The following is a 24712-nucleotide window of genomic DNA, read 5'->3' on the forward strand; positions in this document are numbered from 1 at the left end:
TGCTTGTTCGCCATGGTGCTTTTTAACAAAAAAAGCACTTAGACTTTTTACAGATAGATCTAATCTAAAGGTGGTCCACTTTGGCCCGGCGCGGGTGGGTCACTTTCGTCCGGCCAGCTATGGTCACTTTAACCCGGCGAGGGTGGTACACTATGTCCGGCGTTTCCATAGAATGACCAATACTATTCCAATAATAAAACCAATTCGAGCAAACCATTTAGTCTTGGGATATTCCTTTAACATTTTTTGAGCTAATTCCAGATCAACCTCAATCTTTCGATTTTCCAACATTTTTTGTTTCTATTGACTAGTTAATTCTGAATACAATGCCTTGAATCCGCCTCCCAGATGAAATCTTAATGTATTTTCATTTTTCCTGCCAAATTCTGAATCTTCGCCGTAAAAGCAATCGCAAACTTCGTATTTATCCAAAATGGACAGATATCTAACAAACTCATCAGCTCTTCTATCATCGGCCCTAACATTAAATTCAAATCCCTCTGATGATTCTGTTTTTATATATCCTTCATCGATTAGGTCTTGGCCATTAACACTTTTTTTTTGAACCATGGTTGCCACCATAAAATCCAAAGTCTCTATATCACCTTTTTCAAATTCAATCATTAATGAAATATTTTGAATGAAAATCTTACTTAAGTTATTGAACCTTGTCCCTCCAATTATTGACTAAATCAATTGTCTTATTATTTGGTTCATGTTTTTTCTCCATCTCATCTATTTTGACAACTACCGGTACTTGGGCCATTAAACCTGCTAGAATGCATACTCCTGTAGGCAGCAACGGTAAAGAATCAAAGGACACCTTGTCTAAGTAGGAGATAGTTCTTTCGATTGCATCGATATCCTTATTGTTGATTAGCCGATGTAAAAAATAATTGTGCAACTGGGAAATGATGGTTGAAGAGATATCAGATGGACGTTGACTCGCAATTGTTAGGAAAACTCCAAATTTTCTTCCTTCTTTAATAATTTCCTCAAAGGTTTCTAAGCGATAATCCTTCCAATTTTCACTTTCACGTTGTGATGAATAGGACAAAATATTGTGGGCCTCATCTATAATGATATTCAACGAATGCTCTGTTTGGTCTATTTTTTTTTTCTTGTGTTCAGAATATAACTTAAAAGAAACCAATAAAGGAATTAACTTTTTCATATTGATATTTGCCTCATTAAGGTTGATGACTGAAAAATAGTTCCCATTCCAAAAATCGCTTTGTCCATCTTTTTTAATTTCAAGTACTTTACCAATATCCCTTTGAAAACTTTTTAATTTATTGATTGCTGGAGAAATATGTTCATTTTGTGCACGATTGCTGATTACGTCGTAAATAAGTTGTAAATAGAGAAAGTCTATTATTCTAGAAATAAAATTATCACTGAATGTATATTCATCAACCTGTTTGTATAGAGCAGTGTTCATAATTTGATTTGGATTCTGTCTCAGATAAAAACCGTTCCATATAAATTCATTTGAATTGTTGTGATAATCCAACTCCTCAGCCAAGTCTATTTCAATTCCATTCATATCATATGCTGGGGGCAGCACGGCCTTTAAATAATCCAACAATAAAAATGCCCTGACCTTATCTGACATTTTAAGGACATCCGAGATTCTTTTACGAAGCATGTTTTTGAAAAATCCAAGAGGATTATCCGAATTCGATACTGTACTGTAAAAGTTTAAGGTCCGTGAAAGAAATGGTCTCTGCGTTTTTTCTGACGCATTGGACATAATTGAAAAAAGCTCGATATCCAATAAATCTGACTCGTTAAAGATGAGTTTTTCCTTTCCCTCTTGTGTTTTGGTTGATAGATTAATTACATTCTTATCAGTTATTATGGTATCATCGAGATTGTACTCACCATTGAAATCGAAAAGTAAAAATCTTGCGTTTTTTCTAAACTTATCATCATTCCTAAATTCTTCGAAGAGTGTTCTGTATAGTTTGGCCAAGGTATAGGATTTTCCGCTTCCAGTATTACCAAAAACGCCAACATGACTGGCGAAAAGACCATTAACCCCAATTTTTATTGGTTGCCCGCTTTCCTCTGCCAAACTTCCCAATCTTAGCGGGACATCATCTTTCTTGACAAAATCATGCACTTGTTCGATTTCATCTTTGTCAAGAAGAAAACACTCGTTATCAATAAGGGGTAGTTCTTTGATTCCCCTTTCAAACTTATTACTCTGAATAAACCCAAGTAGCTTAACATTTAAAATTCTATTTATTTTATTTTCCTCCTTATTGTATCTTCCATCGAATGATAGGTCTTCCTTGACCTGTTCACTTTCAACTTTTGCAATAATTGAGGTAAACCCTTTAATTACTTTTATGTATCCGCCGACACTTACATTTTTAAGAAGCTCTCCTTTGTATAAAAGATGAGATGCATTTTTTTGTTTATCAACACTAATTTTCACCTGCCTCCCTTCAACAGAGAACACCTTTCCAATCCTGAAAATGGAATCTTTTAAGATTACTTGATCAGACTGGGTGGTATTATTGCCCATATGTTTTAATTGATGGATTTATTTTGTTGGAAATTATTTGAAACAATTGATTATTTATGTTTTCAAAAGAAAAACATTCAAAAGGGGTAAGCCCTTCTTCCTCTTTGTTAATTGCACAGTAACTTTCGGGGTGAATAACTTGAACATTACCATTCAATATTCGATTGTCGGCAAAGCCTAATGCACGTTCTATATCTTTTTTTGCATTCTCATCAAATGCTATTACATACAGTTGCAGAGTAGGGTTCGAATTGACAGCTCGAATAGTAATTTCCCTAACATGCTCATCCGCAAATGAAAATCCCAATGCAAACAGTAGTGTATTTTCTTTTTCCATTTCATTTGCAAACAGTCTTAATAATTCATAGTAATTGGTATTGAGCAATGTCGTTTTGAACTTTTCCTTCGTTGGGTTAACGATTTGAAGCTTACTATATTCAAGAAAAAAATTCAGGCAACTTTCTTTTAATTCAGTCTTTTCCTTACCCTTTAAGCTTCCAACTATTTTAGAGGCCTCTTCAACCAACTGTTTTAATTCGCTTTTGTCATTTATAGACAAAAGGGAAGTATTTGGAATTACATCAATTGCATTAGAAATGGACTCAAATTCTTTGAATGAGGAAAGAACTATTTGGTTGGACCATTCGGTCCAATTCATCGAACCATGTAGTTTCAAGAGATTAAAAACGGGAATTTCAGATGTATTTTTATAATGTAAACTCGTTTTGCGGTATGACTTTTGAAAATTACTTAAGTTGAAAATAGGATTAATTCTACCCTTAAAGCCATCATTAAATTCGAGTTTTGTTTCTTCCAGGGCCTTTTCGAAGAACAAATCAATATTTGTGGTAAAAATATTAATCTGTTTGTTATGAATAGGAATATAACGGTAAAGCATTATAGTATTGATGAGCTGCAAAAAATATTTATAATTTGACGACACTTTGCTATAGTCTTTTTCTTCATCAACATCCGGGCTCTTTTTAAATTTATATGTATCCAGGTTTTTTGCCATTACTTCATTAAAATACCTTTTGTAAATTGAAGCCCTAATAATATATCTCGCTATCTCATCAATTTCTTCAAAGTATTCCAATTCTTCTAGAAGTGTTTCGATGTTGCCAAGAGTAATTAAATATGGCTTGGATAAACCTGAACCAACTAAGAAATTAATATTGCACGATTCAAATGTGTTTTTTAAAACTTCGATTCTCATTTTACTTTGTTCAAAATAAAGGGTTATACTAACCTTTCTGATTTCTCAGTCCTTTAGTGTTGCTTGCAAATATTAGTCATATAGCAAAAAATAAGGTTAGCCTATAACCTTGAATTTAGGTTATTTGTAAATAAGGGGAGTTTTAAGACAAAATATCTTGGGATTCTAAGATAAGATTCTTTGATGTAATATTATTGCGGCAAAACCTTAAATAAATTGTGTATTTCCCATAAAAAAAGGGTTTAATATCTGTGTTGACATAAGATGGAGCCGAAATTGTATGTACAACAAAATCATAATTCCTTTCTAATGAATTCCAAAAGAATGTTTTGATTGTAATTATTCCATTTCCGGTTTTAAATTTTGATGTCATATTCCAACATACAGTGCCATTTGTTAATTTTGTACCTACGGAGGCAAAAACGTGCCCGATAAAGAGACCAAAAAGGAGACCTATTGGCAATAATTATAATTTAAATGACTGGAATTCAACTGAATATAAATTTGCTCCACATCCAGTCATCCTTAGGGCACCGGTCAATATTGAATAAACCAACTTATTTATTGAGCAGTTTTTTTATTTGATATTATTTGCCGATATTTGTTACCAATTAAAAATTCTTAGGATGTTCCCTAGAACCAGTGTACAATTCGGTGTGCATCCATAAAATAAATCGACACAACTTTTTGGATATCAAATAGATATAAAGTATACAGTGGTCCTTCCGCGATCACTGATAAAAAAAGCAAGCTTTTAGCTTGCTTTTTTGTTTTGTACGATTTTGATTTTCCGCTCTTTCCTCTAACCTCCGGTTACTTCTCGAATCACACGTAGCCAGTTGAGACCAAGGATTTTCTTGATTCGTTCGTCACTATAGCCCAACCTTTGCATTGCCATAGTGATTTGGGGAAAGTCACTGATATCCTTGATTTCGCGGGGGAGTTCTGGGCCACCATCCAAATCGGAACCTATGGCCATATGGTCTTCGCCAATCAAGTTCACACCATAATCAATAACCTTGGCCAGTTGGTCCACATGCATCCAGTACTCATCAGGAATGGTTCCCTTGAAATTTAACGGAACTTCTTTGGCTACCTCCCTATCTGCTTCCTCAAGGGTTTTTGCAAAATTCTGTACCGAAGACGGAGTGGTCTCGTTTGCGGCCTTTTGTTGCCAGCCAAAATATTTTGGATTGTTGAAAAGACTACCAAAGTGAATCCCGATCACACCTCCTTTTGCCGCGACCGCTTTAGCTGCCTCATCCGTAATACAGCGTGGGTGGTTCACAATACTATAGAATCCACCGTGGCTATAGGTCACTGGATGTTTACTGGTCTCAACCGTCTGCAGGATGGCATCATTGGAGGCATGGGCAACATTGATGACCATGCCAAGCCTGTTCATTTCAGCAATGACTTCTTTCCCAAGATTGTTGATTCCGCCCCAACGGCTCACATCATTACATGTGTCGATGAAGGCATTGGTCGTATTATGTGCCGTCAATTGCATGGACCTAAGCCCCAAACGATGGAGCGCCTGGAGCAACAAAATATCCCCATCAAGGTCGTAACCACCTTCCAAATCCAGAAAGGCAGCCATTTTCCCTTTTTTGTTGATGCGTTCTATATCGTAAGCATTGAGTGCCAACTCGATGACATCGTTGTTCTTTTCAATCTGCTCCAATGCAAGATTGATCACACGGAAGGTGTTTTTGGTCTCCAGCCTTCCTGGATAATAATGTTCCGGGGTATATACGGAGAAGAACATGGCATCAAGGCCACCTTCTTTGGCTCTTGGAAGGTCCACAGTACCATCAGCATAACGCTGACCGATGTCGGTTCCCATCAGCAGTTCACGGGTCATGACATGGGTGTGTCCGTCCATCACAAAAGCATTCCGATGTAACTCGGGCATTTTTTGTTGGTCAAAATTCAAAGGTAATTTGCTCCCAGCTACAGAAGTGGACAATAAGGATGTTAGGGGAAAAACACTACCTGCCAAGGGGAGCATGGATAAACTCTTTACTAGTTCTCTTCGTTGCATATGTGTATTACTTTGGTATCAAATAATCATTATTGAGTCTTGCACTATTCGCTAAAGCCTCTTATGTAGGGCCTGCTTGGTGGCCGCTCGCCCGTATTGAATTGCGCTCCCCGAGTAGTGTGGTATTTCATATTGAGTACTGGGGTTTCAATACGGCGACCTACTGGGGAATATTGGCTATTCTCCCAATTGGACTCCATATAATGGTTTACAATGCCGGTGGATAACAATAGTCGTTCTGCATTGAATGGCTCTTTTTTGGTTACCATCATCTCGGTAATCCAGTGCGGTTGAGCATTGGAGGCATGATATTGGTCAAAAGGGCCTGCCCAGCCCAACATGGAGATGATAGTGGGATCGGTTTGTCCTTCAATTTCACCGGCATAGGTCCATCCCACACCTCGACCACCAATAACAGCGGCCATGGTACCATCATTATATTCTATCAGGCACATATTGGTTTGGGGGTGCTGTTGAAAATGTCCGGCTTCCAATTCAAATTTCTTCTCCACGGAACCCAGTAGTTTGCTGGCCCATGGGGTATTTTCCACCCATTTCCAGGTTTCTGGACCGCGTATGGATTGAACGGACTTTACACCTGTCTCTCCTCCCTTACGGCGTTCCACAAAGGCTTGGAGTACATCAATGGCATGGAAAATGGCACCTTCATCTGAAGTTCCACCAAGTACGATCGAATGTTTTATGGGAGTGTCTACGGCAAGTTCCCTTTCAGGTTTCCGATAGTAAATGGGGATGGAAGAACCTCCGGTGAGTGGAAAGTTCAACTCGCGGGATTTGTCGAACATCCACTTGGCCTCGTCCCAATTATAGGAAAGGTGCTTGTCATTGAAAACGGGAACAGAGCGATTACTCCGCTCAAAAACCCGAACAACTTGATTATAGATCCACCATCGGGGTAAAAGCCAATGGCCTTTAAGGTCCGTAGGATAGTTTCCATGTTCCCCAACGATGACCACACCGTCCACCGCAAGTTCATCACCACCAAGGGTAACAGCTTCGCCAACGGTATCAAAAATGGGAATGCCCTTGGCTTTGCATATTTTCTGGCCCAGGCCACTTTCCTTGAGTTGGTGGATGTAAACGGAAACCACCTCCACGCGCGACTCCATATAGGCACCTTGCCACCAATAGCCATCCAACAACTTGGTAAAAATCCAATCTGCATGCGATCGGGTCGCAGCCCAATAGGTGGTAAGACATGCAATACGTACCTTTTTTTGTGGCTGCATTGGAATGGCACTGGAAGTCAATCCCATTAGTGCTGCTAAACCGGCCATCCCGGTCATTCCCAATGCTTCGCGACGTGTAAAATGCGTTTCGGTTGTGGTGGTTTTCGTGGTTGGGCATGAATCAGCCGCCCCGTCTTTAATTTCGAGCTGTCTCTTTACTTTCATGGTTAGGATAATCTTGTAAATTCAAAGGAGTGGATATAGCATTCCATCATTGCCTACAATTTACTTATAATTCATGGTAACCCTTTAGAAAAGAAACAAATTGTTTGTTATAATTCCTTGTGTTTAAGTGTCTATTAGTTGAAATATATCAAATACGAAAGCTTTTGGCAATGCCATATGTGCAATACTTCAATGTAATGAGTTCAAAAGTTATTGTTCCCATCGCTTTCTTCTCAATAGGACTTTAGCATAGTCACGGGCCATTTTATCCCCATAGTCTTGATAGGATTTTTGGGCCCATTGTAGGGCGAGGTCGATATTTCTCAATGGTTTTGGGCACGTGCGTGGGGCATGACATTTACCTTGGTACATTGGAGACTCCCTCAAAAGTCATCTTTACAGGTTTGATGGTGCCATCGGCATTGAATTCCATTTTATCCATGCAGGTAACTCGATGGTCACGATCTAAATTGGGAATGGGCCTTCTGTGGTATACGATAATCCATTCATCGGTTCCTGGTTTGTTTATCACGGAGTGATGCCCGGCTCCTGTTGCGATGTCCCCTTCTTTGGATTCCAAAATGGTACCGATGCGTGTATAGGGTCCGGTAGCCTTATCAGACATGGCATAGGCCACTTTATAACTTCCATTGGTCCAACCACCTTCAGACCACATAAAATAATAGATTCCGTTGCGCAAGAACATGAAGGGGCCCTCCACGTAACCTTCTGGGGTTATCTCTTTGAACGTTTGGCCATCTTCCCATGGAAGAAAACCCGTAAAATCTGAGTTGAGCCTTCCAAGGTTGCAATGGCTCCAGCCTCCATAAAAGAAATAGAAGGTGCCGTCGACATCCTTAAAAACAAATTGGTCAATGGGTTGTGCATCATTGTAAAAATCGGAAACCAAGGGTTTGCCCAAATAATCTTCAAAAGGCCCACTGGGACTATCGGACACAGCCACTCCAATACCTCCAAAATGGTTGATATCGTTATTTGGATCATAGGAATCCCTGCCCGGTCTTTGAATATCATTCGCTCCAAAAAACAGATAGTATTTGTTCTCCTTCCCAATGATGGAAGGTGCCCAAAGTGCTTGTCTTAACCATTTGATTTTGGTGGTGTCCAGAATACTTTCATGCTTTTCCCAAGTAACCAAGTCTTTGGATGAAAATGCATCAAAGTGCAATTGTTTGTCATAATCATCCGAAAAAGTAGGGTAGACCCAATAGGTATCCCCAAATACAACTCCCTCAGGATCAGCATACCATCCGTCAAAAACGGGATTGTTTTGTTCTTCTTTGGAATCTTGGGCCAATATGCATACCCCAAACAATGAACAAATCACCAAAAAATAACCTTTGATTTTCATATCCTTATATGAATTTTGATAAATCAAGTATAGACATTAAAAATGGATTCGGACCCATGGGTAGATATTTTTTTGGAACAGTAAGGGATTGACATTGTTTTTGAATACTAACACAGTTTTTTTTATCGTTATTGTAGGTAATCATGACAAACTATTAGCGACATTTTTCCTAAATTTAGTTTAATAACCCAGCGTGCTACATGACGATTGACCAATCTCTATTTCAAAGAACCCCCGTACCAATAGCGTTATTGGATGCCCAATTGACTTTTGTGGATTTTTCAGATCGATGGCTCAACCATTTTGGACTATCACGAAATACTTTGGGAAAACCCTTTTTTGAATCCATGCCAAAATTGCCCGAAGAGCTAAAACTGGACATCGATTATTGCTTGGAAGGTGTCAGTTTTAGAACAGATAGCATGAGGGTGATTTTAGAAAATGGTGACAGTGTATGGTACGAATGGAAGATAGATTCTGTAAAAGACGACGATGAAGAGGTAAGCGGAGTGATCTTGGTTTTGGAAGATGTTACCGAAAAAAAGTTGGATGAGGCCCACTTGAAAAAATCCCAAGAGGTAGCCAGAATTGGTGGATGGGAAGTGGACCTATTGATGAATACCATATACTGGTCCAACATTACACGAGAAATACATGAAGTGTCGAATGATTATGTCCCAAATCTAGAAGAGGGTATCTTATTTTATAAGGAGGGGCATAGTAGAGAAACCATCACAAGATTGGTGAAGGAAGGCATTGAATACGGAACACCTTGGGATACAGAGTTGCAAATTGTAACGGCAAAAGGAAAAAATCTTTGGGTAAGGGCCATAGGTGAACCTGAAATGATCGATGGCAAATGTGTTCGAATAACTGGAACTTTTCAGGATATTGAAAGGCGCAAGAAAGCTGAGATTGAACACAAGAATATCAGTAAAAGATTGGCGTTGGCTACAAAGGCATCGGGAATAGGGATTTGGGAATACGATGTTCAGAACAATGAAATATTCTGGGATCCGAACATGTATATGCTCTATGGTATTGAAGCATCCAATTTTGAGGGAGTATATGAAGCATGGCAAGCTTGTGTGCTTCCGGAAGACTCGGAAAGGACCTCCAATGCGGTACAGGATGCCATCGAAGGAAAAAGGGAATTCAACACTACGTTTAGGGTAAGATGGCCCAATGACGAGGTCCGATGGATAAAGGCGGAGGCCACAGTGATAAGAGATGAAAAAGGTGCCGCTTTAAGAATGATCGGGGCCAACACGGATATTACCGAGTTAAAGACTGCCCAATTGCAGTTGGTCACCAGTGAAGAGTCGCTCCAAGGAGCTTTTGAGAACTCTTCGGTGGGGATGGCATTGGTGGGTATGGATGGTAGGTTCATTCAGGTGAACCAAAGCTTTTGCCATAGTTTGGGCTATACCAATTCGGAATTGCTTAAATTGACCTTTCAGGACATTACCCATCCTGATGATCTGGAAATAGATCTGGCCTTGCTTCGCGAAGTTGTGGAAGGGAAACGATCCACATATCAAATTGAGAAACGCTATTTTGATAAAAAAGGACAATTGGTGTATGTGCTTTTAACTGTGACTTCGGTAAAGAAAATAGATGGGGAAATATCCCATTTTATATCGCAAATCGTGGACATCTCATCCAGAATTACTGCAGAAAAGAAATTAAAAGGCTTGTTGCAGTTGACCACCAACCAAAATAACAGCCTTCTCAATTTTGCGCATATTGTTTCGCATAATTTGCGTTCCCACGCGGCCAACCTTACCATGATCAGTGAGTTTCTTTTGGATGAAACATTGGCCAAGGAAGAACGCAAAGATACGTTGACAATGCTGGGCAGGGCTTCCCACGGACTTAATGAGACCATTGCGCATCTTAACGAAGTGGTACAGGTGAAACTGGAAACGGAAAAGAAATTGAAAGTGGTCCCTCTACGAAAAACCGTGGATAAGATTTTAATGGATGTACATGCCTTGATCAATGAGAACAATATCCAGGTTAGGGTAGATGTTCCTAATGAAATGAACATTAAAGGAGTCGCGGCCTATATGGAAAGTATCATCCTGAATCTAGTGACCAATGCCATCAAGTACCGTGACCATAAAAAGGAATGTACACTTACCATTTATGCCAACGCTGAAGGACAGTACATTGAATTGATAGTAGAGGATAATGGACTTGGAATCGACCTAGAGAGGTACGGCCAGAAGTTATTTGGAATGTACAAAACCTTTCATGGCAACAAAGATGCCCGGGGTATTGGACTATTCATCACCAAAAACCAAATAGAGTCCATGGGTGGACGTATAGAGGTTGAAAGTGAAATCAACATAGGAACAAAGTTCAGGGTAAAACTATTAAAAGCGTAAAACCAATGAGTCAGTTGCAAAGTGCTTGTATTGTGGATGACGACCCCATACACTTATTTGGGATGAAGATCCTCATGAAAAGGCTGGACTTTTCCGATGAGGTGTTGGTGTTCCAAAACGGCCAAGAGGCCATAGATGGTCTTTTGGATAGGTTAGGAGCAGGGAAACCGTTGCCTTTGGTCATTTTTTTGGATTTGAACATGCCTATCAAAGACGGTTGGGGCTTTTTGGATGATTTTGTTAAAATACCCCACCATAATAGGGAAAGGGTCACTATTTATGTGGTCAGCTCATCCATTCATCCATTAGACCAAGAGCGCGCCAAGAAGTATGAGGTAGTGGGCAATTATATCATTAAACCCGTTAATGAACAAGAATTGAAGCAAATCTTAGTAGGGAAAGACTAGAATTGTTTCAAGAAGTTGATTTTTACAATGGCCTGTTGTTCGGTTTGATTGCCATAAAGGGTCTCATTGAAGTCCCGATCATTGAACACCAAATACACAAAGGACAGTGGGCTGTATTCCCATGAAAAACGGACATTGATGTTGGTGAGGTCGTTTTCCGTGTTCTTTTGAAGGAACCCAGAAAGTTGGACCCTAGGGTTCAGGGCCAAGCGGGACTCCAAGCTGAACAGGTCTACTTTTTTGCTGATATTTCCTGTCCCTACAGCATCAAACTCAATTCTATTAAAACTCCCACCCAAGGAAATATGGGGAAGGGGAGAGTATCCTACCTGCGCATTGTACGAGGTCAAATCTCCATCAAAGTAGCTTCCCCACTGTACTTCTCCTCCAAAATTGAGTTTTTTTGAAGGGTCGCTGTTCCCAAAAACGGAATGTTGCACATAATCATACTCGCCAATGGGAACGGAAAGGCCCAGAGGCGTAAAGGTTTCGGTCAGATTTTGGAAAAAACTGGTAATCTCATAGCCAAAATTCCCGCCATTTTGGAGGTTGAGGTACAAGGGATTTCCCGTTAACTGGCGCTCAATCAATTTTCCTGTGGAAGCTTGATGATAAAACTGGGCATGCACACTGGGTTCATAGGCACGTAACCATTTCTTAAAAGGCATCTTTTCCCCTCGAAAGAACCGAGTGACTCCGGGTGTGGTCCCTATCACATCACTTCGGGAAACAAATCCCATTTCTGGATTGAAATCTTTAGTGATCACGGATTGGGTCCACCATGCTTTCCATTTGTTGGAAGTGTAATAATATTGAGCAATTCCGGAGAAACCGCCGCCACCTATTTCAGTGTTGCCCGAGTAGCTCAAAAGGGCGTTGATGGAATGTGGTTCGCCCAAGCGTATAAAAGCATCCACAGTTCCGGTAACGTTGGTGTTCTCCGAGCCATTCTTGGCGGTAACCAATGCCCCGATGCGGTTCTGTTTTCCAAAATTCTCCGAGTATCTTCCCACCAAAAAATTGGTTCCGGATATGGTGGAATTTCCTGCTTGGCGAATATAAATACCACCATAATTTCTTCTTGATGCACGATGCACAAAACGTCCACCAACATCAATGGGTAGTGGGTTCCCTTCGTTGTCAAGACCAATGCTTCGACTAAAAAAGGGCTGTACCACCATGGATCCACCTTGAGAGCGGTCACCAGGCCCCACATTGATTCCAAAAAGGGAAGCATTCTCCAGGAAAAACTGTCTCCGTTCTGGGAAGAATACCGAAAAACGACTGATATTGTTCACCTGTCGGTCGACATCGGCTTGGGCAAAATCGGTGTTCACGGTAATGTCCAAAACGTTGTTGGGGTCAATGGCCCATTTAAACTCTCCCCCTGCTTTCACATCCGTATTCTCATCTTCAATATCAGGGTTGTTTCCCTTATACCGATTGTAGGAGGTGAGGAGGTAAGGCTTTACTTGGATATTGGGCGTTGGCGGAGGTGGTTTAAGGTTGGTAAGCCTTCCTGCATAATCCATTCTCGCCGCACTGAACGAACGTGGAAATGGGGAGAAAGCGGTAATCTCGTTGGTCAATCTTCGGTTACGATACAATTGAAAGCCCCATATTTGAGTGGGGTCATCGGTCTTGGGATATCTTAAGGTCTTCCATGGAATGGCAATTTCGGCAATCCAACCTTTGTCTGTCCGAGTAGTCCGGGTAGTCCATCTACCATCCCATTCAATATCGTAGTACATGGCATCAAAGGATAGGTAGTCCCGTTGCACACCATAGGGGTTGACCACTATGGACATGGCATTTCGCTCATCATTGAACCCATCAAAACACAGGGTTACCAAATCATGGGTCCTAAAATTAAAATCACGTTTGAAATCCGTGGCACGAATGGCCTTTTTTCCCAATGAATCCTTGCAGAAAATCCCGAAATATAAATTGTCTTCGTCAAAAAGTACCTTGATTTCCGTATCGTGATTGGGAGCTTCACCTTGATAAGGGTCTACCTGGGTAAACCTGGGGTGGGGCTTTGTTTTTGCCCAATCGGCTTCGTCCAGTATGCCGTCCACATTGATGGGACCCGAAGTCTCCATGGCTTCCAGCTTATTTTTATTGGGATTGGGTTTAAAAATTTCTACATCTTGGGAATAGGTCGTTAGGCTAACGAGAAAAAAGAACGATACGTAAAGGCGCTGCATTTTTGCAATTTGGTTGAATGCTGGCAAAGCTAAAAAAAACGATGGGGTCCGCGGTGAAAAATCTTGTTAGATATTACGATATTGAGCATTAAGTTGTGATACTCTCAGCCTAAATAAGAAAACGTAAGGATATCTATAAAAAATGCCCCACAGCTAGAGGGGCATTTTTTAATTGCAAATAGACCTTGATTTTACATGCGTAATCGCATGAAGAGTTCATGGGTATTGTTGTCCAAACCATCAATGGAATTCTGGATGGAAGTCTCGTAGGCATACCCCAAGTTGAAACCATTACTTATGTTAAATAGGAACAAACCACTGACGCTTTCATCAAAGCGATAGGATGCCCCAAATTCAAATCGTTCCCCAAAATCCAAGATACCGGTAAGTTCCAAAGATATAGGGGAGGCATCCACATAGCGAAACATTCCCATGGTCTTTAGGTCCAAAGTTTTGCCCAAGATAAAACTGTAGCCTCCACTTAGATAGGCGTGCATTCGGTCAACGCCTAAATATGCGTTTCCATCCCGTTCCTGTAATCTATCAGGGGTAAGGAGTTTAGGAGCCGAAAGGGACACAAAGTATCTATCATGTTTCAAGTAGGCCCCTGCACCCACATTGGGCGTAAACCTACTTTCATAGTTCATGAGCGTGCCATCTTGCCCCACACCGTAGGTAATCAACCCATCGGTGTTCGCATCATAAGAGTTGGCACTACCCTTGATGCCAAAATAAAGGCGATGGTCTTCATTCAATTGGATGAAATAGGAAATATCTATGGCCACCCAAGTCTGCTGTTCGATAAAGGTGCGATCATTGAGAATGGATGCTCCCAATCCCACATTCTTTCCAACGGGCATACCAAAGATGGCACTTTGACTCTCCGGTGCACCTTCTATACCTGCCCACTGGCTCCGAATTCCCAATGAGAATTCGGCAGCCTCGGAGCTCCCGGCAAAAGCCGGATTGTATATGTTCATGTTATACCGGTAAAAGGTATAGTTGGGGTCTTGTTGAGCACTCACAGTTGCGGTAAAAGCCATGGCCGCCAACAGTATCTGTAATTTATTAATTAGGTTCATGTCTGTATTGTGTGTTTTCTGTTGTTGTGGTTAATAGTTGATAAAGATCCAGCCTTGTAATGGAGCACTTCCATCACCCAAATCAATGATGTATAGGTACGATCCTGCAGGAAGCTTTTCATTTCTACTTTTGTAGAAACCTTCCCAGTTGTTTCGGTAGGACCTCGTTGCAAATACTTCATGCCCCCATCTGTTGTAGACCGATACGGTGTTATTGGGATAATTGTCAATACCAGGAATGATCCAAGCATCGTTGTTGCCATCCCCGTTTGGGGTAAAGGCTTGTGCAGGCACCAAGGTAGGTTCATTGCTGGTTGGGAAAGCGTCATTGGCATCTGGTACACCATCGTTATCATCATCATCATCCATGCTGTCTGGAATACCATCACCGTCCGTATCAACAGGAATGCTGGATGCATCCATTGGCTCCGTACCTTGGGATTCTTCAACCTCATCGGAATAGCCATCATTGTCATCATCGGTATCGGCATTGTTTCCGATTCCATCCCCGTCGGTATCTGTGGTTTCCGAAGCGTCATTTGGGAAATCATCCTCGCTATCGGGAATTCCATCATTATCATCATCAGTATCCACGTTGTCACCAAGACCATCCCCATCATTATCCACATCGATTATACCATCGTTGTCGTCATCATTGTCCGCATTGTCCCCAATACCATCTCCATCTGCATCGGAATCTTCATTGGGATCGTTAGGAAATGCATCCTCAGAATCCGGTGTACCATCATTATCGGCATCATCATCGGCATTGTCTCCAACACCATCTCCATCGGTATCCGTATCTTCTGAATCATCTTTAGGAAAGGCATCCTCCTCATCTGGAGTTCCATCATTGTCATCGTCGGTATCGGCATTGTCGCCTGTTCCATCTCCATCGGTATCGGTATCCTCTGAATCATCCAATGGGAAAGCATCCTCTGAATCAGGGGTTCCGTCGTTGTCATCATCGTCATCGGCATTGTCGCCAGTCCCGTCTCCGTCTGTATCGGTATCCTCTGAATCATCCAGTGGGAAAGCATCCTCTGAATCAGGGGTCCCGTCATTGTCATCGTCGTCATCGGCATTGTCGCCTGTCCCGTCGCCATCAGTATCGGTATCCTCTGAATCATCTTTAGGGAATGCATCCTCTGAATCAGGGGTCCCGTCATTGTCATCGTCGTCATCGGCATTGTCGCCTGTCCCGTCGCCATCGGTATCGGTATCCTCTGAATCATCTTTAGGGAAAGCATCCTCGGAATCAGGGGTCCCGTCATTGTCATCGTCGTCATCGGCATTGTCACCAGTCCCGTCACCATCTGTGTCGGTATCCTCGGAGTCATCCAATGGGAAATCATCGTCGGTATCAGGGGTCCCGTCATTGTCATCATCGTCATCGGCATTGTCGCCTGTCCCGTCGCCATCGGTATCGGTATCCTCCGAATCATCCTTTGGGAATGCATCCTCGGAATCAGGGGTTCCATCGTTGTCATCGTCGTCATCGGCATTGTCTCCTGTCCCGTCGCCATCGGTATCGGTATCCTCTGAATCATCTTTAGGGAATGCATCCTCGGAATCAGGGGTCCCGTCATTGTCATCGTCGTCATCGGCATTGTCACCAGTCCCGTCACCATCTGTGTCGGTATCCTCGGAGTCATCCAATGGGAAATCATCGTCGGTATCAGGGGTACCGTCGTTGTCATCATCGGTATCCAAATCGTTTGGAATTCCATCCCCATCGGTATCTTGGGCCGCTGCGATAGTCGCATTGTTCGTAGTGGCACTCAATGCATCGGAACCATCTTTTACCTTAAATGAGAAGGAGGTATAGTTGGCGCCAAATTCACCATTTTCGGTAGTGTACACCAAAAGGGTTACATCATCAATCATATCATTGATGGAAACAGGGTTTCCGTTGTAGGTCAATGTACCTTTTGCAGGCAATGAAATAATTTGAATACCATTGAAACCATCGCTTGGGTCATCATCGGAAAAGGTGAAATCTTCCGTGGCAAACGCGTATCCTGCATCTTGAATGACATCTACGGAGATATTGCCTCCTTCGGGAGTGTCATTTACATTATTGATGGTAAGTGTAGCGGTCACAGTTTGTGTAAAGGACACCTCATCTTCAAAATTGTAGGTGAAGCTATCCGAACCAGATTCATCCCCATCATGTTCATATGAAAAGGTTCCGTCTGGATTAAAGGTAAAGGAAGTGGCATGTGATGGACCTGAAATTAGATGGTACAACAAATCATCCCCGTCAATCTCCACATCGTTGGTGGAAACGTCCTCATTCAACGTATCGTTCTCATCCATGGTAAAGGCATCCGCATTTGCCACGGGCAAGTCGTCTTTGGGTAAAATGGATAGGGTAATGTTGGCGGTTACTTTCTGGCCTTGATCATCCAACTCATAGGTAACGGTATCGGTTCCATTTTCATTGGCATTTGCGGTATACACTATCTGATTGCTTCCATTGACCACGGCATTACCCTTGGTGCCCTGTACTGTAATGGTCACGGTTGGGGTAACGTTGGTATCGTACACGTCATTAAAGAGCACATCTATGGGACTGGATGTGGTATCCTCGTCCAAAATGGCCAAATCATCATCGGCGCTTACCACCAAGGTCACATCATAGGGACCAAAGGTTGCAGTTCCAGTATTTCCAGCGTTATCTTTAACTTCGGCATGAATGTACCATCCCGAGCCACCTGAAGCGAATGATGTGGTCTTGGATTGACTGTTGCTCCATGAAGTCCATGCAGCATTATTGGTAGCTGGGGGAGTGGCACTCTGAATTTTGGCAAAGCGTTGTACATCAAAACCACTACCTCCGTTTTCATCGGCAAAAACCAATTGAATGTCCGTATTGGTATCCAGATTTCCACTGGATGGCGTTGCTGTTATGGTTGGGTCTGTGTTGTCATCAACAATGGTCAACGTTCTATAAAAAGGTTCGGACCAAACACCGGTATCAGTTTGCGTCCGTAGGCGGATGATATATTCTGCGGATATATTGTTGTAGGCAGAGAAATCGGTCATGGGAGTACCCGCATTGTAAATTTCCGTATCGGTCGGGTCCCCATTGGTATCATAGACACGTTGGGTAACAATCCACTCTTGAGTACTCAAAGTTCTACCGTAGGGATCTACAGAGTTATCCTCAATGGCAATGGTCATGTTACCTGTGTAGGTATTGAGCATATCTGGAAGAATGTTGAACTGTGCAATGGGAAGGTCACTTGAACCTCCGGAGCCAGAAGTTTTTTCTACATAGATACTGGTTGGGCTACTCCAAGTGCCTTGGTGGTCCTGTACCCGTAGCATAACCAAATATTGGCCATCACTGACGGAATTCTTGTCAAAAGCCCCAGTGTTCCAATCGTTGGTGGAGGCTGCATCCACAGATTTCCATTTCCATTCGGATTGGGCAATACCATTATTGGCACCGCCATCCAAATCATACGAAGTGTTGTTGATGAATCCTGTGTCACCACTATAGGTGAAACTTGCCACAGGCTTACGGTGGAAAAATAGGGTTGTTGGTGCTGTGGGCAGATCTTCAAAAGTGAAGGTATACTTACCCGGTTTTTCGTAGTATTCCGGTACGTCTTCCAAATACAATCCGTTCCAAGAAACTTTTCCCGTATTGTTGTCAAAATAGGTTTCGTCATGGGTTATGTTCCAACGTCCACTAGGGTAGCTTGCATTGGCCGTGTTGGTTTTAAGCTGTGCTGGATCTACATCGATTTCAACGGATGTCCCGGCGATAAAGAATTCTCCGGCACTTACAGTACCAAATTGATATTGTTCATAGATGTATTGGGCCATATCATCAATCCATGAAGCCCAGCTTCCGGCATCCCTGTTGATGAATGTACCTTGATCGTTGTTTTGTACAATAAAGCGCTCAAATTGGGCCTGATTGGTATTGGTACCCCAACCAATATAATGAATGTCCTCATTGATGGTACGCATTAAGATTTCTGATAGGTCGGTATCAGAATCAAAATCCGCTACCTCAAGGTCGTCCAAGTTTACGTTAAAGCGTAAAGCGCTGTTTCTCCATTGGGGCTCACGCAATACATCTTTAAAGGCACGGAGTTCCAATTTCTCAATATTGATGTCTTTGAAATAGGCATTTTGCTGTTCATGGACATAGAATCCATAACTTCCAGAGGGGTGTGTTGTATCCGAAATGTCAAAAGATTGGATCCATTCGGTTCCGGCATCTCCACCGCCGCCTCTACGGGATACTTTGATGTTGTTTCCGGACATCTCTATTTTAAAATCAATTTTCTGTCCGTTATAGAAGGCAGCAAACATGTCCGCCCTATTGGCTTCCCATCCGTAGGTTGCCGTTCCCGTTCTTCCACTATTGGTGTTTACCGCCAAGATAGTGGTGACCCCATTTTCTCTTTTTAAGATGGCTTCGGCGGGATACCCGTCTCCAGGAGCATAATTGGATAAGTTTCCACAAGCCGTGTGGTTGTCTATGATGTAGGCGTAAAAATTGTCATTGTCTACTTTTCTGAAGATAAAGCCTACCTCGGCATGGGTATATGGTGCCCCCGAAAGACCAAAAGTGGCGGAGATGGTCCCATCCGATACATCGCCGGTGGGGTCGTACATGGCCACCCCATAATTGCCTGAGTTCCGGGCCACGGGATCTGCCAAGATTTGGTTAGTGCCGGAATCAAAGGAAAAGTAAGGCCCGCTGTAGGAACCTCCCCCGGCACTGCCCAAATAATTATGGGCATTTGGTGGTTCAGCTCCATTAAAGTCCATCTTGTTCCAGCTGTTGAAAATGTCACTGGCATCGGCTTGATCAGAGGATATAGAACTTCGTTGAAAGGCTTCTACCCTGAGTTTGCCCAGGGGAATTCCTTTTAAGTGCATGGCTTGTTCCAGATCGTCCTCAAAAGTGGATAGGTCCACGTTGGCCGATCCAACGGTTACCATAACATCTACGTTGGGTCCTTGCTGTACGGTCATATCCACGGTTTGGGCCTGTACGGTCCCTACCAGTAGAAATAGTACGAAAAGCGATAAAATGCTTGTAAAAGTCTGTTTCATGGTTGGTTGATCTATTGAAATATTGAATTTTGGGTGGGTTGGTTCATGGTGGTATGGTCAAACTTCAGATTGCTCCCAAAAACCGAACTACAGTTGGTGGGCACTGCAATGTTGAAGTAAGATTTGTCACTGATTTTCTTAAGTAGGGCAAGGCCTTCCGTGTTGGAGCCCAGGTTGCAGTCATAGACTATAAGCTGAATGTGGTCACCTTGGTAGAGACCTTCCAACATGGATAGTTCAAATTCTTGGTCGACTGCGTCCGAATCGTATGTGGTGTTTCCCAATTCAAAGGCATTATAGCTTGCATTGACAAACAAATGAACAGCAACTGTAGAGCGATTGTTTTCCAAATGCTCACGAATGGATTTCCAGGGGTTCCCATTTCCATCGATTTCCAATACCTCTGTATTGCTCGGTAAATTGTCGAGTACTTGTTGTTTCTGTGAATACTTGGCATCCACGATTGCAATACTGTTGGTTTGTGCCATAGTTGCTGTCACAGTAAAGAGGAACAGGTAAAAAAAGGATTGCAAAACTTTCTTGTTGATTAAATCTTTCATTGATTTTGGTTTAAGGTTGTGTCAATTGTGATTTTTTTGATTTTAATTTTCGTTCAGTAAAGGCATGGGAAGGTCACGCCTGCAAAATCGAGGCAATTCGCTTAGTGGCCCAAGTTGAATAAGGCCGCCTTTAAATCTTGAAAATGTATTGGACAGGTTCTAGTAAATCTCTTCCATAAAAAGAACTATTTTTAAATGTTTTTTTAGGCTGTTGTGTCTGTCATTTTCCTACATTCACAACAAGAAGAACTGTACAGATTTTCTTATTCTTCACCTAAGAAACGGAGGTGGTATGGTCTTATTTTATGAAATCGTTCGAGGAATTGACAAATATCAATTTAGAGTCATTTTCTTACATTAAATGAAGCTAAATGAGCCTAAAAATGCTGTTTCAATGGTATGAAGTGGAATGATTCTTACAAAAATATAAGTGTAGAAAATGAATTATAGGATGTATATGGTTCCTCTATAGGATTTCTTTCATGATGCGAGAAAGGGTTTCTGCCCTCATCGCCAAAAAAGAAGCCAGATGTTTTCTGGGGATTCTTCCTACAATATCGGGTCTAATGTTTTCCATAAAATAGAGAACCCGTTTTTTGGCATTGGGAATTCGAGCCAAATACACTCTATGCTCCGCCAAAATATAGTATTCCTCAAGCATGATTCTATTAATTTGGCGTATTTCGGGAAAATTATTGAGACAATACTTGTAATCCTCATAGTCCAGATAGTCGCAATGGGTTTCTTCGAGACTTTGAATATACTCTCTACTTTTCTCATTCCTGAAGAAGCCAGTTATGGAGGTGAAGATTTCATTTTCTGTATCGATCCATGTGGTGATCTCCGTGGAATCACTCAAAAAATAGCCCCGGACCATACCTTTTTTAATAAGGTATAGTCTATTGCAGACTTCCCCGGCCCTGCTTATGATTTCGTTTTTTCTGAAAAAGCAGCTTTTAATTTTATTGGCCAAATACGCCTTAAGGCTAGGGCTGAGGGGGTAAATGGAATTAAGGTACAGGATGATGAAGAGATTTTTCTCTAAATTCTGGCTGGAATGCATTTGGAATGCTGGTTTTGGTATAAAGTATTGAACAATGCATCAAAAACACCAAAATGGGGCGGGACAGGTATTTTTGGACCCGAAAGATACGGTTTGATATGTATTTGACGTAATGTTTCTTTGAAAAATGAACATTTGTTCAGCAGATATTGATATTTATCAAGTGTTTTCGAGTTATTCAATGCCTCTTCTAAAAATAAAAATGTTATGAAAATAAAATTATTTCAAATAAAAAGAAATCGAAAGTTTTTTTTTGTGAAACATTTTAGTTTATTTTGTTCATAGGTCAATCAAATAAGGTTGGCCATACCTAACCATTAAAGTAGAACATGACCATGGAAATGGTGGAAAAGAATAGAACCCATACCGAAATAGAAATTTTTCAACAACCTGAAGTTTGGAAAAAGGTCTTTAAGGAAATTCAAGGACAACGCGACGGAATCAACAAGTTTCTTACTTCGCACTTATCTGATGGCAATACAACTATTTTACTGACCGGTGCAGGGTCGTCTGCCTTTATCGGTGAATCGGTTGAGTTGGTCATTGCTGGGGCTACAGGGCTTACTACTAGGGCCATTGCCACAACGGATTTAGTGACACACCCGGAAGCTGTGGATACCTTATCTGAGTCCCCTGTTATTTTAATATCCTTTGCGCGATCGGGCAATAGTCCGGAAAGTGTGGAAACTGTAAAGCTGTTGGAAGCGAGATTAGGAAATCTCAAGCATTTGGTGATTACCTGTAATCCCGATGGGGCGTTGGCTAAAATGGCGGAACAGGATTCCTCCATACATTATTGTATAGTATTGCCAGAGGAAACCAACGATAAGTCTTTGGCAATGACCAGCAGCTTTTCGTCCATGCTGCTTTCCAGTTTGTTGGTGTTTAACTTGGACAGGTTGGATCAGGCAGAAACTTGGGTAGCGCATTCGGCACAGGAAACACAAAAGATTTTTGATAATGCAAAACTTTTGAAAGGGTTGGCCCATTTGGATTTTGATCGAGCCATATTTTTAGGCTCGGGACCCCTTCAGGGAATTGCCAATGAGTGTCATCTGAAGTTACAGGAACTAACGGATGGCCAAGTGATTTGTAAATATGATTCTTGTTTGGGTTTCAGACATGGGCCTAGGGCAGTGGTAAAGGAAAACACCCTTTTGGTTTTCTTTCTGTCTCCAGATTCCCATGTGGCCAAATATGAGAATGACCTAGTATCCAGTATTGTTCAGGGAGGTGGTTATCTTGATATGGTATTGGTTGGTCAAGGTAATGGAACCTTGGAATCCAACTACATGATGCCAATAACCAAGCACTCTAATGATGTGGCCGGGATTTTTATTTTGCCCTATGTGGTCATAGGTCAGCTTTTAGGACTCTATAAATCACAGGAATTGGGATTGAATCCAGATAATCCATCAGTTAACGGTGCCATTAGTAGAGTAGTGCAAGGAGTAACAATTTATAAGAAGTGACATGATTCTTTGTATCTGTCCAAATCCATCCATTGACAGTTATGCCTATTTCAAGGAATTTGAAATAGGGTCGGTCAACCGTATGGAAAAAATAAAACTCTATCCGGGAGGCAAAGCGACCCATGTTGCCTTGGCTTTGGCCGAAATGGGAAAGAAGGTCACTCTCTTTGGATTTTGGGGAGGAACCACAGGTCAATGGATTAAAATGGAATGCGAAAAAAGAGGGATACAGGTAGAAGGAGTGGAACTTTCTGAAAATAACAGACAATGTTATACCTTCCGTTCGGATGATTCCTCTATCACCAATACTGAAATTTTGGAGCCGGGACCAACCATAAGCCCCAAAGACTGGGAATCGTTTACCCTAAAACTACAGGAACTTGTAGGATTATCGGAAATGGTCAACCTATCGGGCTCTTGGCCCAAAGGCGTACCGGAAAATGCTAGTCAAGTTGTTGCCCAAAGTTGTAAAGGGTTGAACAAGAAATTGATGCTGGACGGAACTGGGATCCAACTAAAGAATGCGCTTCGGTCCGGGTTTTATGGACTGCATATCAATGAACATGAGGCCAAAGATCTTTTTGGAACCGATGATGCGGAAAAAGTACGGGAGGAATTAAAAGATAGTGTACAACTACTGGCCTTGACCAAAGGCAAAAAGGGACTTTACCTTGCTGATGGAAAAGAAGTGGTACATGCCCTAAAACCCTTGGAGAAAGTAATTAGTACCGTGGGTAGTGGGGATTGCCTTACCGCAGGAATATTGTATGCCTTGTCCGAAAATATGTCCTTGGAACAAGTAGCCCGATATGGAGCGGCCTTTGGAGCCGCCAATTGTGTCAATGACGATTTGGGCATGCTAAAACATAAAGATGTAATGGACTTTTTACCATCGACAGAAACCAAACTTTTGTGCCATGGCTAAAAACGAACTACTGGTAGTTGGGGAGCTTAATGTGGACCTTATTCTGAATGGAATCCAAGGTTTCCCCCAGATAGGAAAGGAAATTGTGGCCAACGATCTTACGCTCACTTTGGGAAGCTCTTCCGCAATCATGGCGGCCAATGCCGCTGCGTTGGGGGTTTCTACTGCATTTGGGGGCATGGTGGGCAACGACCAATTTGGGGATTATGTTATGGAAACCTTGGAAGACCGTAATGTAAGCACTGCTTTTGTAAGAAGGTCGGATAGCCATCAAACCGGGGTGACCGTGGTGATGAATTACGATGAGGATAGAGCCAACGTTACCTATTGTGGCGCCATGGAGGCTATGACCATTTTGGATATTCCGTGGTTTGAAATGTCGAACTTCAAACACTTTCACCTTTCTAATTTCTTTTTGCAGAAAGGACTGCATCAAGATATAACGGCCATTTTCAAAAAAGTCAAGGGTAAAGGACTTACCACATCATTGGATTTGCAATGGGACCCTGCGGATGTATGGAATTTCGATTATAAAGAGTGTCTTCCATATATTGATGTCTTTATGCCCAATGAAGCGGAGATTTTAAGGCTTACCCAAGAGAATGATGTAGAAAGCGCATTGAAACAAGTGGAACCTTACGCCAATACCATTGCCCTAAAAATGGGAAGTAAAGGTAGTTTGGGGATAAAGAATGGGGAACGGGTCCAAACGTCAGCCTTCAAAGCTGATGTCTATGTGGACTCCATAGGTGCTGGGGATTCATTCAATGCAGGATTCATTGCAAAATATCTACAAGGAGCAGAACTTGGGGATTGTCTCTTGAACGGTAACTTGATGGGGGCCATCAACACCACAATGGCAGGAGGCACGGAAGCTTTCAAGGATAAAAAAGCTTTACAAAAGAAAATAGAACAACTTCAACATATCAAAACAACATCCTAAG

General features: G+C 41.9%; 16 protein-coding genes. 5 read left to right on the forward strand and 11 right to left on the reverse strand.

The features are described from left to right. Positions 1–300: 300 nt before the first annotated feature. The 6 genes from EZV76_RS13270 to EZV76_RS13295 all read right to left on the reverse strand — a co-directional run bounded on the left by EZV76_RS13270 (position 301) and on the right by EZV76_RS13295 (position 8580). Positions 301–624: a hypothetical protein gene (locus tag EZV76_RS13270; protein ID WP_136567054.1), complete on the reverse strand. Its 324-nt coding sequence runs from the start codon at positions 622–624 to the stop codon at positions 301–303. Positions 625–658: 34 nt separating this feature from the next. Next, positions 659–2533: an ATP-binding protein gene (locus tag EZV76_RS13275; RefSeq protein ID WP_136567055.1), complete on the reverse strand. Its 1875-nt coding sequence runs from the start codon at positions 2531–2533 to the stop codon at positions 659–661. Beyond that, entirely contained in the window at positions 2523–3749 is a 1227-nt protein-coding gene (locus EZV76_RS13280) for an SIR2 family protein (RefSeq protein ID WP_136567056.1), read from the reverse strand. Before EZV76_RS13280 ends, EZV76_RS13275 begins: the two co-directional genes overlap by 11 nt. A gap of 802 nt (positions 3750–4551) precedes the next feature. Beyond that, the gene (locus EZV76_RS13285; protein ID WP_136567057.1) at positions 4552–5793 is read right to left on the reverse strand and encodes a dipeptidase; all 1242 of its coding nucleotides are present in this window, start codon (positions 5791–5793) and stop codon (positions 4552–4554) included. A 44-nt stretch (positions 5794–5837) separates the two neighbouring features. After that, positions 5838–7208, reverse strand: a complete 1371-nt coding sequence (locus EZV76_RS13290) for a hypothetical protein (protein ID WP_136567058.1) — start codon at positions 7206–7208, stop codon at positions 5838–5840. Between the two features lie 358 nt (positions 7209–7566). Continuing rightward, a complete protein-coding gene (locus EZV76_RS13295; RefSeq protein ID WP_136567059.1) occupies positions 7567–8580 on the reverse strand; it encodes a glycoside hydrolase family 43 protein in 1014 nt (337 codons plus the stop codon). Positions 8581–8780: 200 nt separating this feature from the next. On the opposite strand from EZV76_RS13295, the gene EZV76_RS13300 reads away from it, so the two are divergent. Then, positions 8781–10970, forward strand: a complete 2190-nt coding sequence (locus EZV76_RS13300) for a PAS domain-containing sensor histidine kinase (protein WP_136567060.1) — start codon at positions 8781–8783, stop codon at positions 10968–10970. Positions 10971–10975: 5 nt separating this feature from the next. Beyond that, complete coding sequence (locus tag EZV76_RS13305; RefSeq protein ID WP_136567061.1) at positions 10976–11377, forward strand: response regulator; 402 nt, start codon at positions 10976–10978, stop codon at positions 11375–11377. Here EZV76_RS13305 and EZV76_RS13310 read toward each other — a convergent pair. From EZV76_RS13310 to EZV76_RS13330, 5 genes are all read right to left on the reverse strand, one after another. Further along, a complete protein-coding gene (locus EZV76_RS13310; protein WP_136567062.1) occupies positions 11374–13584 on the reverse strand; it encodes a DUF5916 domain-containing protein in 2211 nt (736 codons plus the stop codon). The two genes, EZV76_RS13305 and EZV76_RS13310, sit on opposite strands and share 4 nt — an antisense overlap. 191 nt (positions 13585–13775) lie before the next feature. Continuing rightward, positions 13776–14666: a PorP/SprF family type IX secretion system membrane protein gene (locus EZV76_RS13315; protein WP_136567063.1), complete on the reverse strand. Its 891-nt coding sequence runs from the start codon at positions 14664–14666 to the stop codon at positions 13776–13778. 30 nt (positions 14667–14696) lie between these two features. Next, positions 14697–19748 (reverse strand): T9SS type B sorting domain-containing protein, encoded by a 5052-nt coding sequence (locus EZV76_RS13320; protein ID WP_136567064.1) that lies wholly within the window; start codon positions 19746–19748, stop codon positions 14697–14699. An 11-nt stretch (positions 19749–19759) separates the two neighbouring features. Continuing rightward, complete coding sequence (locus tag EZV76_RS13325; protein ID WP_136567065.1) at positions 19760–20308, reverse strand: DUF4347 domain-containing protein; 549 nt, start codon at positions 20306–20308, stop codon at positions 19760–19762. Between the two features lie 466 nt (positions 20309–20774). Next, entirely contained in the window at positions 20775–21371 is a 597-nt protein-coding gene (locus EZV76_RS13330; protein ID WP_136567066.1) for a Crp/Fnr family transcriptional regulator, read from the reverse strand. 329 nt (positions 21372–21700) lie between these two features. Here EZV76_RS13330 and EZV76_RS13335 point away from each other — a divergent pair, with 329 nt between their 5' ends. Genes EZV76_RS13335 through EZV76_RS13345 form a run of 3 tightly spaced genes read left to right on the forward strand, consistent with a single transcriptional unit; the run spans position 21701 to position 24711 of the window. Beyond that, on the forward strand, positions 21701–22843 hold the full coding sequence (locus EZV76_RS13335) for an SIS domain-containing protein (protein WP_236640926.1): 1143 nt from the start codon (positions 21701–21703) through the stop codon (positions 22841–22843). A 1-nt stretch (position 22844) separates the two neighbouring features. Then, positions 22845–23768: a 1-phosphofructokinase family hexose kinase gene (locus tag EZV76_RS13340; RefSeq protein WP_136567067.1), complete on the forward strand. Its 924-nt coding sequence runs from the start codon at positions 22845–22847 to the stop codon at positions 23766–23768. Further along, the gene (locus EZV76_RS13345; protein ID WP_136567068.1) at positions 23761–24711 is read left to right on the forward strand and encodes a carbohydrate kinase family protein; all 951 of its coding nucleotides are present in this window, start codon (positions 23761–23763) and stop codon (positions 24709–24711) included. The genes EZV76_RS13340 and EZV76_RS13345 overlap by 8 nt, the downstream gene beginning before the upstream one ends. The last annotated feature ends 1 nt before the right edge of the window (position 24712 follow it).

The organism is Flagellimonas alvinocaridis, from assembly GCF_004916895.1.
Lineage (GTDB): Bacteria > Bacteroidota > Bacteroidia > Flavobacteriales > Flavobacteriaceae > Flagellimonas > Flagellimonas alvinocaridis.